5 protein-coding genes are annotated in these 15,159 nt (G+C 66.5%); 2 read left to right on the top strand and 3 right to left on the bottom strand.

The genetic code is table 11. The features are described 5' to 3' along the window. Positions 1–25 precede the first annotated feature (25 nt). Positions 26–916, top strand: coding sequence for an AraC family transcriptional regulator (locus ABD188_RS00085; RefSeq protein ID WP_344057325.1), 891 nt, complete (start codon positions 26–28; stop codon positions 914–916). Here ABD188_RS00085 and ABD188_RS00090 read toward each other — a convergent pair whose 3' ends face one another. Continuing rightward, positions 917–3,178 carry a beta-L-arabinofuranosidase domain-containing protein gene (locus ABD188_RS00090; protein WP_344057327.1) on the bottom strand — a complete coding sequence of 754 codons (2,262 nt, stop codon included), beginning with the start codon at positions 3,176–3,178 and terminating at the stop codon, positions 917–919. 166 nt (positions 3,179–3,344) lie between these two features. On the opposite strand from ABD188_RS00090, the gene ABD188_RS00095 reads away from it, so the two are divergent. After that, positions 3,345–4,898, top strand: coding sequence for an alpha-N-arabinofuranosidase (locus tag ABD188_RS00095; RefSeq protein ID WP_344057329.1), 1,554 nt, complete (start codon positions 3,345–3,347; stop codon positions 4,896–4,898). A gap of 25 nt (positions 4,899–4,923) precedes the next feature. On the opposite strand, the gene ABD188_RS00100 is transcribed toward ABD188_RS00095, so the two are convergent. Then, on the bottom strand, positions 4,924–5,913 hold the full coding sequence (locus ABD188_RS00100) for an aldose 1-epimerase family protein (RefSeq protein ID WP_344057331.1): 990 nt from the start codon (positions 5,911–5,913) through the stop codon (positions 4,924–4,926). Positions 5,914–6,061: 148 nt separating this feature from the next. Continuing rightward, positions 6,062–14,995: an OmpL47-type beta-barrel domain-containing protein gene (locus ABD188_RS00105; RefSeq protein ID WP_344057333.1), complete on the bottom strand. Its 8,934-nt coding sequence runs from the start codon at positions 14,993–14,995 to the stop codon at positions 6,062–6,064. Positions 14,996–15,159 lie beyond the last annotated feature (164 nt).

Raw genomic sequence — 15,159 nt, forward strand, 5'->3', positions numbered from 1 at the left:
TGACGCGTTCGGCTATCCTGGCGCCGTGTACGTCCACGATGGATTCTTCGGTCAGCGTCTGCGGGTGCTTCCCCGCCCGGTCACGGATGCCGCGCGCACTCAGCCGATCGTCAGGCACTTCCTCGTCACTGATGCCGGCTACTTCCCGCACGCCGCCATGCATGGTCGAGCGCGGCCGCGCGGAGCACGCGAGACGATCGTGATGGTGTGCACCGACGGAGCGGGGTGGGTCGAGGTCGCCGACCAGAACCCTGAACGAGTCGAGCGCGGAGATGCCGTCGTGCTCCCGTCCGGCATCCGGCATCGCTACCAGGCCGATCGGCAGGACCCCTGGACGATCTGGTGGGCGCACGTCACCGGTGACGTCGCCGACGACTTCGTCAGCGCGATCCTCAAGGACGGCGCCGGCCCGGTGGTGAGGCTGCGCGATGTCTACTCGGCGGTGCAGGCGCTGGAAGAGGCCGTGACCGCGCTCGAGGAAGACGAGACCATGTCGATGCTCGTGATCGCCGCGGGGGCGGCGTGGCGGGTGCTGGCCCAGGTCTTGGCGAGCCGCCTGCAGGGCGCTGGGCCCGCGAACGACCGGATCCGTCATGTGCAGGAATACCTGCGCAGCAACCTGGACACCACGTTCTCGGTGCCCGAGCTCGCGGCGATGGCCGGCCTGAGCACTTCTCACTTCTCGGCGCTCTTCCGCACCGCGGCCGAGACGTCCGTGAAGGAGTACCTGAAGAGGCTCCGCAGCGCCCGCGCGCGCGAACTTCTGCTGACGACCGACCTGACGGTCACGCAGATCGCCAACGCCGTGGGTTATGAGGACGCGCTGTACTTCTCTCGCCAGTTCCGCGCTGTCAACGGTGTGAGTCCGACCCAGTTCCGCAGCCAGGCGGACTTCGAGTCGCTGGCGCCTGCCTGATCACGTCCAGCGCAGCAGTCGAATCATGGTGATGCCCGGAGTGGAGCACGCGCCCGTCGCGCGAAACTCGATCTTGTGCTGCGGCCCGGTCGAGACCAGGGGATACACGAGATCGAAGGCGGCCGTCCTGCGCTCGACCACCTCCTCGGCCACAGTGACCCCGTCGATGTCGATCGCGACCCGAGTGGTCTCGTCGCCCGACACGAAACCCACTCGGATGCTGGCGCCCTCGCATCCGGGATCGCTCAGGATCACCGACATCGCTCCTCGCGTGGAGCGCGCTCGTCTGCCGCCGCGCATCTGCACCCGGGATGCGATCCCACGGAACTCGTGATCACTCTCGGGTTGCTGCTCCCCGAACGCCACCGCGTCGACGGTGAGGCGATCGAGCGCCAGCGAACCGCGATCCATGGTTACGAGGGCGTCGCGACGAGCCGCGATCGCATCGGCATCGTCCGCGGCCGTCGGCCAGTAGATCGTGTAGCGCTCATCATGGATTCCGAAGAACGGCTCGAGTGACACATCACCGGCCGGGTCGCGCGCGGTGAGCAGGAAATGAAGGGGCATGCCTGCGGGATCCGGAACGACAGCACCGGCCGCATCGGTCACGACGATCGGCAGCTCGCTGAATCCTCGCAGTCGTCCGGCCGCGATGTGCCCCATACGACTGCCATCCGCATGCAGCCCGATGAGATCCTCCCCTCCCTCACGAGCGGCGAGCACGATCGGGCCGACGGAATATGCCTGCCATGGCGAGCCATCCGGGAGCCGCTCGACTCGCGGCTCAAGAGGCACCCGGAAGGTCACGACGTCCTCCGCGAACCAGTCCCGCTCGAGGATCACCGCGCCGTCGACGTGCCTGGCATCGGCACTCCGGCCGTTGACCGCGAGATCGACAAGTCCCCCGCTCCAGCCGGGCACGCGCAACCGCAGCGAGAATCGCTTCGGACGGTCGAGCGCGACGACGATCGAGACCCCTTCATCCGCCGGAAATCCGGTCTCCATGCGCAAACCCGTCCCGAGCTGCGGAGCGTCGAGAGCGGCGGAGATGAAGAGGTTCACTGCCAGGGCGCCGTCTTGTTCTCCGAAGATGAGCTCGCCGTACTTCGCCTGTGACTCCATGCCCGTGCCGACGCAGCACCAGAAGGACGACTCGGGCTGCGAGTAGACGCGGTAGTGGCGTGGACGCATCGGCGTGAAGTAGACGAAACCGCCATCGGGATGCTGTGCCGCGAGTTGGTGGCTGTAGAGAGCCCGCTCCGCGTAGTCCAGGTACTCGGAGGACAGCTGGGCCTCGGCGAGCGCCTTCGTCAGCTTCAGCATGTTGTAGGTATTGCAGGTCTCCGGGCCCTCACGATCCTCGATCATCGCCGTGAAGTCGTCGAGGACGTGGAAGTGCTCGCGGACACTGTTGCCGCCGATCACCACGGAACGACGCTCGACCACCTGGTGCCAGAAATAGTCGGCATCACCCAGCAACGCGCTGTCGCCGTCGAGCGCTGCGGTTGTGGCGTAGCCGACCACTTTGGGTATCTGGGTGTTCGCGTGAAGTCCCGTGAGCGCATCCCGCCGCTCCTGGAGCGGCACGAGGATGGCGCGATGCGAGAATCGGTGCGCCATGGCGGCGAGGTCGGCGCGGCCGGTGTCGGTGGCCATGCGGGCGAAGAGATCGTTCATCCCGCCGTATTCTGTGGCGAGCATATTCTCGAAGGGGTCGGCATCGATCTCGGCCGCCAGCTCGAGCCACCACTGCGCGAACCGCAGAGCGACCGCACGTGCGTGATCATGGCCGAGGAGGTCGACCGCATCCCACAGACCCGAGAGCATCTTGTGCAGGTTGTACCACGGCACCCAGTGCTCACTCGATCCGAACCGGACCGCGGCTTCCGTCCCTCCGGCCCTGAGAGACTCGAACAGCGCGAAGCCCCCGGGGACGCCGCCCACGTAACCGGTGCCGATCGCATCCTGCGCACGCGAGAGCTCTGCCACGACATGGTCGAGACGGTGCCTCACCTCAGCTCGCCCCGCGGGCAGAGCGAGCCACGCCGTCGCCGAGAGATAGTGGCCGGCCGTGTGACCGTCCAAGCCGCTGGACTCCCAATTGCCGTAGCTGTCCGCCCGCGGCGGCAGTCCTGCCTCGCGGAGGTACGGTGCGACGAGCCGATCGGGGTCGAGCGTCATCACATAGTCGAGATCCACCTGCTCCGCGTCGCGGAACATGCCGTCGAGGAGGGTGACCTGACCCGGATGGAAGAACCTCACTGCGCAAGCCTGTCTGTCTTCGAAACGCTCGAACAGGGACGATCAAGGTGCCGAAGCTGGACGAAACGCCGACCCGGCTCCAGTCGCCACAGTATCGCTTGCGATGCGAGCGGGCCAGCGGAAACACTTGTCTGGCAGCCTCCCACCCGACCAGGCAAGGACGACGATGACAGACCCCCACTCAGGCGCCGAGACCCCGGTCCGCGCCGTGATCGATCTCGACGTCACCGGCCCGGTGATCAGCCGACACCTCTACGGCCACTTCGCAGAGCACCTGGGCAGATGCATCTACGACGGGTTCTTCGTCGGCGATCGCGCTGACGTGCCGACGGAGGGCGGCGTCCGCCTCGATGTCGTCGAGGCATTGCGCGCACTGGATATCCCGAACCTGCGCTGGCCCGGCGGATGCTTCGCCGACGAGTACCACTGGCACGACGGTATCGGGGCGGTCGAGAGTCGGCCGACGATGGTCAACAGCAACTGGGGAGATGTGATCGAAGACAACAGCTTTGGCACTCACGAGTTCATGGCGCTCTGCGAGATGCTCGACGCCGAGCCGTACATCTCGGCGAACGTGGGCAGCGGGACGGTGCGCGAGGCGGGAGAGTGGATCGAGTATCTGACTCGATCGGATGACAGCCCGATGGCGCGTCTGCGCCGTGCCAACGGACGCGATGATCCCTGGAAGGTCCGCTTCTGGGGACTGGGAAACGAGCCATGGGGCTGCGGCGGCCGCTTCGGACCGAAGGCCTACGCCCAGGTCGCGCGCACTTTCGGGACCTACAGCCGTGATCACAACGGCAACAGGCTCTACCGCATCGCATCGGGCGCATCGAACGACGACTACGTCTGGACCGAGACGCTCATGCAGGAACTCGGCTTCGAGATCGGGACCGGCAACTCCGCGGGGCCGAGCGTCGGCGCCTACGACGCCATCTCATTCCACTTCTACACGATCCCCGGCACCTGGGCGCACAAGGGCAGCGCGACAGAATTCGACACAGCCGAGTACTACCGCACCCTCGCCGAGGCTGCCCGCATCGAGACACTGCTCGCCGCGCACTCGGCCATCATGGACGCCTACGATCCCGGCAAGACGATCGGACTGGTCCTTGACGAGTGGGGCACCTGGTTCGACGTGGAGCCGGGAACGAACCCCGGATTCCTTTACCAGCAGAACACACTCCGCGACGCGATCGTCGCCGGCGTCCACTTCGACGCGTTCCATCGTCACGCCGACCGGATGTCCATGGCCAACATCGCGCAGACCGTGAACGTGTTGCAGGCGATGATCCTCACCGACGGCCCTGAGATGGTGCTCACGCCGACCTATCACGTCTTCGAGATGAACAAGGGTCACCACGACGCGACGTCGCACTCCGTCGATCTCCTCGATCCGATCCCGTCGATCGTCTCGGGCGAGCGCACCGTTCCGTCACTCAGCACGTCCGCAAGCTCTCGCGACGGCCGCGCACTCATCTCCGTCACCAATGCGCACGCGACCGAGTGGGCCTCGCTGCAGTTCGATCTGCGCGGCGCCGAGGTCGCCGGCGCGACGGGCCGGATCCTCACCGCGCCGTCGCTGCAGGCGCACAACACCGCTGACGACCCTCACGCCGTGTCGCCCCACGCGTTCCAGGACGTGCACCTCGAGGCAGGCACGCTTCAGGTTCGCATCCCCGCGCACTCGTTCGTGACGATCCAGCTCGATCTGGCGTAGCCGGCCCTCGGTTCGGCTGCGGCACTCAGGTTGAATGCATCGCGCGCGATTCGCCGCGCGCCGTGTCCGCGGCGCGCCTGATGGTCCATTCGGTCGAGGAGCTCGCGGCCGGCTCGAGAGTGATCAGATCGAGCTTGGAGTTCAGCGCGTCCGGCGGACACGACATGGGCTCGACGGCGACAGCCTGACGCCGGTCCTCCGGGCAGGCGGCATCCGTCGTATAGACCTGGATCCAGCGGGTCGAGGCGTCGGTCTCGAGTTCGACGCCGAACCCCTGCCGATCCGTGACACGCACACGCGTCCGGTTCGAGGCATCTCGATGAAGGTCGCCGAACGCGTGGTTCAACACCGTGCTGCCGATCAGGCGTCGCCGGCGGAAGTCGAACATCCCATCTCGCGCTGCGACACTGTCGATCGCGACGGGGAGGAGCCGACCCCGAGAGACCCTTATGAACCGGTCCGCGGGCAGCTCGAGAAACCATGCATCGACGGCGCCGGCGTGCGCGGGACCGGCCGCGAGGTAGGGATGACCGCCCACTCCGAATGGCGCGGGGGCGGTGCCTTCGTTGGTCGCCACCACGCGTTGCGTGAGCCCGTCGGCGTCGAGGTCGAACGAGGTTTCGAGCCGGACTCGCCATGGGTAGCCCGGCTGAGCCTCGATCATCCCCACCAAGGTCACGCGGCTCTCGTTCTTCGCCGTCACGGTGAAGTCGTTCCAGGCGACCAGGCCGTGCGCGGCATTCTCCCGCTCGGGCTCGCTCAGGGGCAGCTGGTGGACCGCACCCCCGAACTCGTACCGGCCGTTCGCCGTGCGATTCGGCCACGGCGCGAGGAGAGCGCCACGCATGGCGGGTCTCATTTCGTCGGCCTTGTACGGCACGACAAGGTCACCGTGGGCATCGCGCAGTACTCGCAGAGAGGCACCGACGGACGCGATGATGGCCTCGTACCCGCCCGCGCGAAGTCTGTGCTGTATCCCGGACACCGGTGTCGCCGTGCCGGCGATCTGCTGCATTGTCTCCTGGCGAATCTAGGGCCGCGACGGGGGCGCGGAAAGCACGATCAGACGGGGCGACGAGGACGATCATCTGGTCCGACCCTCCGTACCTGCCGATGGGCCGCAGACCCTCGGGTGAGGTCTGCAGCCCATCGACGCACTCGGGCTACTTGACGGTGATGCTCGCACTCTTGGCTGCTGAAACGTTGCCGGCCTTGTCGGTGGCGGTGTAGCTGATGGTGTGCGTTCCCTTGCCTGTGACCGGGATGGGACCGGTGTAGGCGGTCCATGCGCCCTGGTCGAGGCTGTAGGTGATCGCGGCGACGCCTGACAGCGCATCGGTCGCGGTCAGGGTCACCGGCACCGTGCCGACCTGACTGTTCGTGAAGGCGGCCGTAGCAACGGGAGCTGCGGTGTCGCGTTTGATCACGATCGTGCCGATCGTTGAGACGTTGCCCCTGTTGTCGGTTGCCCGGTAGGTGAACGTCGTTTCACCGGCGGGCACCGAGATGGCTGCCGTATAGGGCTTCCACGCTCCACCGTTGACCTGGTACTCGCGGCTCGCGACGCCCGACGAGTCGGACGCGACGAGGGAGAGCGACACCGCCGCTGTGCCCTTGAACCAGCCGTTCGTGCCGGTCGGCGCAGCCGGGCTCGTCACTGCCGAGACCGTGGGCCCTGTGGTGTCGGGCGCGACGACGGTGATCGTGGCGGTCCTGGTGGCGGAGGTGTTCCCGGCGTTGTCGATCGCGCTGTAGTACAGGGTATGACTGCCCGCGCCGGTCACCGGGATGACGGCGTCGTAGGTCGTCCATGGACCCTGATCCAGCGAGTACACGATCTTCCCCACCCCCGACGTCGCATCCGTCGCGTTCAGCGTCACCGGCACGGTGCCCACCCCACCGTTCGTGTAGGTCGCCGACGCCACGGGCACGACGGTGTCGCGCTTGACCACGACGCTGTGCGTGGCCGAGACGTTCCCTGCCTTGTCCGTGGCCCGGAACGAGTACGTCGTGGTTCCCACCGGTGCGGCGATCGACGCTGAGAAGATCGTCCACGCCCCCGAGCCCACCCTGTACTCGATCGACTTGACACCCGCGGTGGCGGCGCTGGGCACGGCCGGGTCGGTGGCGGTCGCCTTGAGCGACACCGTCCCGGTGAACCAGGAGTTCAGCCCGGTCGGTGCCTCGGGGGTCGTCGTCACCACCAGCACCGGCGCGGTGGTGTCGGGTGACGCGATCCGCACCGTCACCGTCTTCACCGTCTCCGTGTTGCCGGCGAGGTCGGTCGTGGCGTATGCCACCACGCGGTCCCCGGCACCCTCGACGTAGAACGCGGCCGAGTACTGCGTCCACGTCCCCCCGTCGATCTGATACCAGGTGGAGCCGATGCCCGAGAAGGTGTCCGTGCGAGACAGCGTGACCTTGACCGGATCCGAGCCGGCTCCACCGAGATCGTTGAACGATGCCGCGGTGACCGGGAGCGTGTTGTCGCGCTTCACGGTGACGGTCTTGATCGCAGACACATTGCCCTTGGCGTCGGTTGCCCGGAAGCCGTACGTCGTGGTGCCCGCCGGAGCGCTGATCGGAGCCGTGTACGCCGCCCACGCTCCGGTGCCGACGCGGTACTCAGTCTTCGCAACTCCGGAGACGTCCGTCGCCGCCGCGCTCACCGTGACCGCCGAGGTGAACCATCCGTTGGCTCCGTCGGGCGACGTCGGGTTCGTGGCGACGGTGAGCAGCGGGGCCGACGTATCAGGACCGACGAGGACCTGACTCGACTTGATCGTCCCGGCGTTGCCCGCAGGGTCTGTCGCCGCGAACTCCACCGTGTGGACACCCGCACCGGTGATCACGAACGGCGTCGTGTACGTCTTCCAGCTGCCGGAGTCGATCCGATAGCTGATGGACGCGACACCCGACACGACGTCGGTGGCGATCACGGTGACCGTCGCGGAGGTCGCCGTGGTGGCAGCCGCTGTCGATGACGCCACGGGGGCGTCCTCATCGCGCTTGACGGTGACCGTCTTGAAACCCGACACGTTGCCCTTGCCGTCCGTTGCCCGGAAAGTGTAGGTCGTGGATCCGACCGGCACTGCGATGGGCGTCGAGTAGGTCGTGAACGCACCGGATCCGGCACGGTAGGTGATGCTGTCGACGCCGGACTGGGTGTCGGTCGCGGTCAGGGTCAGGGTCACGGGCGATGTGAACCATCCGTTCGCGCCGTTCGGCGCCGCGGGAGTGGTGGTGCCGGTGACCACGGGTGGCGTCGAATCGACCGGTGCGAACACGACCGCGGCCGACTTCGTCGCCTCGACGTTGCCCGCCCTGTCGGTCGCGGCGAACGTGATCGTCGCGTTCGTGGCCACCTCGAAGACACCCGTGTAAAGAGTGCTCGCCCCGCCGTTGACCGAGTAGGTCACCCCGGAAACCCCCGACCCGCCGTCCGTCGAAGTCAGGACGACTTCCACCGGACCCGTCGCCTGCCCGTCCTGGTCGTCGAACGACGCCGCAGAGACCGGTGCCGTCACGTCTCGTTTCACCGTGATCGTGTCAGGCGCCGAGACATTGCCCTTGGTGTCCGTGGCGCGGTACTCGACCTCCACGATTCCCTCCGGAATGACGACCGGAGAGGTATAGACCGTCCACGACCCGCCGTTCGCCCGATACTCGATCGAGGCGATCCCGCTGCGCTCATCGACGGCGGACAGCGTGACCGATACCGCTCCGGCGTACCAGCCGGCGAGGCCGGACGGTGCAGCGGGCGCCGCGACGGCGGTGACGACCGGCGCCACTGTGTCGGCAACGGCGATCTGGATCGTCGCCGTCGATACGGCCGACACGTTGCCTGCGGCATCGGATGCCTCGTACGCGACGGTGTGGGTCCCGGCACCCGTCACCGACAGCGGTGTGGTGTAGGTCGTCCACGCTCCGCCATCCAAGGTGTAAGCGATCGATCCGACGCCGGAGCCGGCGTCCGTCGCCGAGAGCGTGACCGCGACCGGGCCTGTCGACGCACCCGAGTGATCGTCGAAGTCTGCGCTCACCGCCGGAGCCGTGTCATCGCGCTTGACGGTCAGGGACTCCTGGTCGGACACGTTGCCCTTCCCATCCGTGGCGCGATACGAGACCGCCATCGAGCCCTCATCGAGCGCCACCGGACCGGTGTACGTCGTCCAGGTGCCCGAGCCGACCGTGTACTGGATCGAGCCGATGCCCGATCGGTCGTCGGTCGCGGTCAGCGTCAGCGCGACCGCGCCGACGTACCAGCCGGCGTCGCCGGTCGGAGATGCCGGGTTGAGGGACGCGGCGACGATCGGGGCGGTGGTGTCTGCGGCCACGATGCTCACAGTGGCTGTCTTCACCGAACCCACGTTGCCCGCCACGTCGATCGCACGGTACGTCACGACATGCTCACCCGCGCCGCTCACCGACACCGGCCCGGAGTAGGTGAGCCACGTGCCTCCGTCGACGGAGTACGAGATCGTGTCGACCCCGGATGCGGCATCCGTCGCCGAGAGCGTCACCGCCACCGGACCCTCCGTCGTGCCGTCCGCGTCATCGAAGGCGGCCGCCGCCGCCGGGCCGACCTCGTCGCGCTGCACGGTGACCGTCTGCACGGCAGACACGTTGCCCTTCGTATCCGTCGCCCGGTATCCGAACGCGGTTGCACCTTCGGGCGCCGCGACCTGCGCTTCGTAGTCCGTCCATGCGCCGTCGGCGCCGACCCGGTACTCGATCGAGGCCACACCCGCGTCATCCGTCGCCGACAGGGTGACTCCGACAGCGCCGGTGTACCATCCCGCGAGACCCGTGGGGCTCGCCGGGTTCACCGTCGCCACGACAACCGGAGCCGTCGTGTCGGGGGTGGCGATGGTGACGGTGAAGCCCGTCTTCTTCGTCTCATCCGACTTCAGTGTCACCACGACCACGTCGGTGCCCGGCTGTGCAGAACTGAATCCGGAGATCGTGTACTCATCTGCCTCCAGCACGGTCGTCGAGCCGTCGGTCAGGGTCGCGGTGACCTCGAGACCGTCGGAGACGAGTTCCTCACCGACCTGATACGTCGTCTTCGTCGGCTGGTGCGTCACGGCGATGGATGACGCTGTGGGCGCGGGACCGACCCGGAACGTGATCGCCGCCGTCTTCGGTTCGCCCGTGTAAAGGCTCACCGTCACGTTGACGGTCGCAACGCCATCGGCGATCGCGGTGAGCTCACCTGTCTCGGAGTCGATCTCGACGACGCTGGGATCAGTCGACTTCCACTCGATGTCGGCGACATCGGTCGCGCCGTCACCGCCGGTGAGGCGTGCGACGAGCTGGTCTTCGTCACCCACGTCGAGCGGGATGGTCGAACCGGACTCCCCCTCTTCGTAGACGTAGTCGCCGTCGGAGTCCTCGACCCAGAAGAATTCCGAGGCGCGGATCTCGTTGGTCACCGTGACGGGCACGTCGACGTAGACGGTCGGGTCGACTGCCGAGGCGACACGCACCGTTGTGGTGCCCGACACGACTGTGTTCAGAGACGAGTAGAGGTGGGCCGGCGTGACAAGCCCGCTGCTGGTGACGGTCACCAGATTCGTGTTCGCGGAGGTGTACGTCACGTTCTGGCTGATGGTGGTGGGCACCACACCGCTCGAGAGCTGGAACTGCGTCATCCGCGTGCCGGTGATCGGGATGAACCGGATGCCGGTCGAATTCACGGTGACGGTCTTCGCGATGGGAGCTGCCTTGTAGATGTTGACGTCATCGAGCATCGTCGTCCACGACATGGTGGCGCTCGGGGCACGAGTCGTCCACCACTGCAGGGAAGCGACGTTGCCGTTGTAGACCGTGTCGGCCGCGAACGGAACCGTGTGAGTGGCGGTGATCGCCGGGTTGTCCTTGCGGGTGATCGTGAAGACCGACTGCTTGGCGATCATGTCGATTTCGACATGCACCTTGTACCAGACGTTGTTGACGTTGAAGCCGGTGCCTACCGGAGTCGTGTTGGCGAGCGGCTCATTCGTCGTCGCCGATGTGGAGCCCGACTTTCCGCCGCTCGCGTAGACGAGTTCGGTTGCCCAGCTGTATTGGATGCCGAGGTACCGGCTCTCCGTGCTGTCTGCGATGGTGAGGAACGCGCCCTTCGTGCCCGTGGGTTGCCCGACATGCCAGTCGAAGTCGAGGATCACGAGGTCGTTCTTCACGGCGGGAGAGATGTATCTCGCGCCGCCTCGACCACCTGATCCGCTTCCGACGGCCGCGAGGACCTGGTCGCCGTTGCTGTCGATGACGGCGGCATTCATGACTCCGCTGTAGTTCGCCGCACGGCCGGTGCTCCACGTGTCGCCGATCGTGCGGTTGTCGAACGAGTCGCTGATCGTCGGCACGTAGACCGTGATGGAGTCGTGGAACAAGCCGTCCTCAGACGAGGCGGTGATGGTCGCCACACCCGCTGAGACGGCCGTGATGATGCCGAACGAGTTCACGGTGGCGACCGTGGGTGTGTCCGACTTCCAGATCACGGTGTCTTTCGTCGCCTCGATCGGAGCGATCGCCGCCGAGACCGCGATGGTCGGCGCGACGGTCCCCGGGTTCACCGTCGAGAAGTAGTCCGAGGCGAAGAAGTGCGTGTGGCGGTCGAGGGTAATGCCGGTGACCGCCACTTCGTCGGTCTGCACGGTGACGGTCGCATGTGCGGTGAACCCGCCCTGCGCGGTGGTGGCGGTGATGATGGCCGTGCCGGCGTGGACGCCGGTCACTGCGCCGGATGCGCCTACCGTCGCGATCGCCGGGTCGGACGTCGACCATGTGACGGACTTGTTGTCGGCGTCCTCGGGCAGGACGAGCGCCGAAAGGGGCTTCGTAGACCCGGTCTGAACGGTGAGCGAAGTCTTGTTGAGCACCACACCCTCGACCTGCACCGGCACGACCGTGATCGCCGAGGTTGCCGCCATCGTGGTGCTGTCGTCGGATTCCGCGCGGATGGTGGCGGTGCCGGGTGCGACCGCGGTCACCATGCCCATCTTGTCGACCTTCGCGACCGCCGGGTTGGAGGAGGTCCAGTTCACCTTGTACAGCGTCGCGTTGGCCGGCGCGATGGTCGCGACGAGCTGCAGTTTGCGACTGTTGCTCACGGTTGCGCTCGTCTTGTTCAGCGTGATCGAGGTCACGGCCACCTTGGTGGTGTTGAGCGTGAAGGACTTCGTTGCGCCGCCGTCGGCCGAGGTCACCGTGATCGTCGTCGTGCCTGCGCGCTTGATGTCGAGCTGAACCTTGGACGAGTCATCGGTGCGCTGCTTCATCGTGCCCACGGGTGTCTGCCACGTCTCGCCGAAGAACGAGGCGATCGTCGGGTCGGAGGATTTGTAGGTGACCACCTTCGTCGTCGCATTGGCGAGAGTCGCGGTCAGATCGAGCCGGGCGAGAACCGCGGCTGTCACCGTGCCACCATCGGCGACCGTCGTCGTGCCGGCCGTCACCGCGAGGTCGGCATTGGTCGCCTTGGTCGTGGCGGAGACGGTCACGCTCACCGTCGCGATGTGACCCGCGGCATCCCGTGCCGTCACCGTCGTGGAACCGGGCGCCAGCGCCTTCACATAGCCGTTGTGGGTGACGGAGGCGACGGCCGGGTCGGAGGACGAGTATCGGACGGTGCTGTCAGTGAGCACCTGCGCAACAGGTGTCACGGTCGGCTTCAGCCGCTGGCTGAGTCCCACCGTCAGCGAGATGGCGCTGTCGGCGACCGAGATTCCCGTCGGGACGGTCGGCGTCACGGCATACGCGCCGCCCGCGATGCCGTTGTCCGAGCTCAGCGGCGAGTAGGCCGTCACCGGCTTGGCCTTGGGAAGGCCCCGCCAGAGGTAGCCGTACATCGAGTCCATCATGTCGCCGGCCTTGCCGGAACGAGTGCTGCCCATCTCCTTGATGGTGACGTCACCGTTATTGAACATGATGCGACCGGCGACGTTCGCGTTGCTCGTCTGACTGCTGCCTGCCCCGGGTGTCGGGATCCAGTCGGTCTCCCAGTAGTAGAACCCGCGAGTCTGGCCGTACGGGTTGGGCGTGTCGAGCGCCGCTTGCTGGTAGTCGAGGATCCAGTTGTACTGACCGTTGGGGTTGCTGCGGTAGTAGGCAGACTGGCCCATCGACGCGACCTGCTGGTCGAAGCTCGAGAGGTATTTGGTGAACGCGAAACCGGTCTCCACATTGAGATAGTCGCGGTAGCGGCGCACTGGATCGGCGTTCTGCACCGTCGCCATCTTGATGATGTTGCCGCTGGAACGACCGCCGTAGAGCGAGTGCGACTCACCGTCGAACTTCGCGCCGGCGGCGGTCAGGTTGTTGAAGATGGCGTCGGTGTACGGGACGTCATAGCCGTTGTTGGAGTGGATCGAGCGGGCTGTGCCGGGAGCGGCCGCTTCGACGGCATCCCAGGTCGCCGTGATGATCGAGGCGTGACCGACGGATGCCGCGCCGCGGCCGATGGGCCAGATGAGGCCGCCGTCTTGCTCGTTTCCCTGCTTGACACCGGCGATGTCGACACCGGCTGCTACGAGGCCAGACACGAAGTCGTAGACGTAGTTGTACACGATCGACTTGATGTGGGCGAGGTCGGTATTCGTGCGTTTACCGGCGTAGTCGGTGTTGATCCACGAGGACGGCGCGTACGCCTTCCCCGCACTGATCCACGAGTCGGAGTAGTGGAAGCTCGGCATGTAGCTGATGCCCAGCTGGCTCGCGCGCTGGGCGAGCCTGGTGGTGTGAACCTTGTCGAAGTAGCCCTCGATCATCCGGTACTCGATCGGGTTGCCTGCAGCGTCCAACTGGTCGCTGTAGATCGGTTCGAGGGTGTTGTTGTCGTAGACGGTATTGCCCGCCTGCACGAAGATCATCGAAATGATCGAGTTCACTCCATGGTTGGACAGGATCCGGAGGCCATCCTGCTGCACGCCGTTCGCGAAGTACTTGCCGCCCTTGTCTTCGATCGCCGGCATGAACGATACGTCGGCGCCGCGGATGTTCTCGTCGTCGTGGATCACGAAGAGGTCGGCTGTGTCGACATACGCCGACCCGGCACCGTTGCCGGTCCAAGGGTCTTCCACGTAGGAGCCCTCGGTTTTCCACACCGTCACGGAGGACTGATAGGCAGCGTCGTTGATGGTGTTGGCGTACAGCACGACGGCATGGTCGTCAGGGCCGGTCTCGAACGTGATCGAGACGAGCGAGTAGCCCGTGGTGCCGGCTGGGGCCTGCCGCAGGACAGTGCCGCCCAGGGTCTTGACGCCGATGTTGACGCGGTCGCCGGTCGATTCCCGATGCACCAGCTCGCCGTTGATGCGGTCTTTCGAATCCTTGGTCTTCTCGGTCGAAAAGGTGTCCTGCTCGTCGACCTTCGCACGGACGGTGAAACCGTAGCGCGTGTTCGGCTCGACGGCGACCTGCTGCGCGACCTGCCCGCCCGCAGCAAGCTTGACCGCCTTCTCGCCCGTGTCGGCGTTGTCGGTGACCACGGTCACGCCGGCATTGGCGCTCCAGTCATCGAGCCCCGACTCGAACCCCCAGTTGGCGAGCGATTCGTCGGCGGAGTCGAGGGTCAGCTCGAGAGTGTCGACGCTCAGTGCGGTGCTGCCGGCCGTGATGGTCAGGACGACTTCGCCCGAGTAGACCAGGACGTTCCGGTTGGATGTCTGCTGCCACGCGGTGCTGCTGAGGTTGGCGTCGAGGAGCATGACCGAGTTCGGCCCGCCGCTGCCCGACACCGTGATGTTCGCGACATTGTTGCCTGCTGAGCCGCGGAACCACCCTGTCAGGCTGTAGCTTCCCTGCTGCAGCCCGGTGATCGTGACCTGCGCGGTGGCATTGGCCGGGAGCGCCGCATAGCGGCTGCCGTCCTGCGCACCACTCGTGGGCGAGGTGACCGCCCCCGTCGTGTCCCAGCCCGTCAGCCCTCCCTCGAAGTCGAGGTTCGCGCCTGCCATGCCCACGCTGAGCGGCACGAATGCGATCTCGCGCACGCTGCCGGTCTCGGCCGCGGCGACCGATGAGACGACCAGCACCGACGCGATCGCCAGAGCGATGCCGGTGACCACCGATCGAAGAGCCTCTTTGACGGACATGTCACTCCTTTGTGGGTGAAGACTGGGGCTGACGCTACGGCCGCCCGACGAGGGCGCCCAAGGACGAACGAACCGCGCACCTGTACAAAACGCTGATCTCGATGCCAGACCACATGCCGCGATGAGCCCCGGAATCTCAAGCTCAGGAGTGGCCCGAACGGCAT

Source organism: Microbacterium pumilum, assembly GCF_039530225.1.
In the GTDB taxonomy this organism is placed as follows: Bacteria; Actinomycetota; Actinomycetes; order Actinomycetales; family Microbacteriaceae; genus Microbacterium; species Microbacterium pumilum.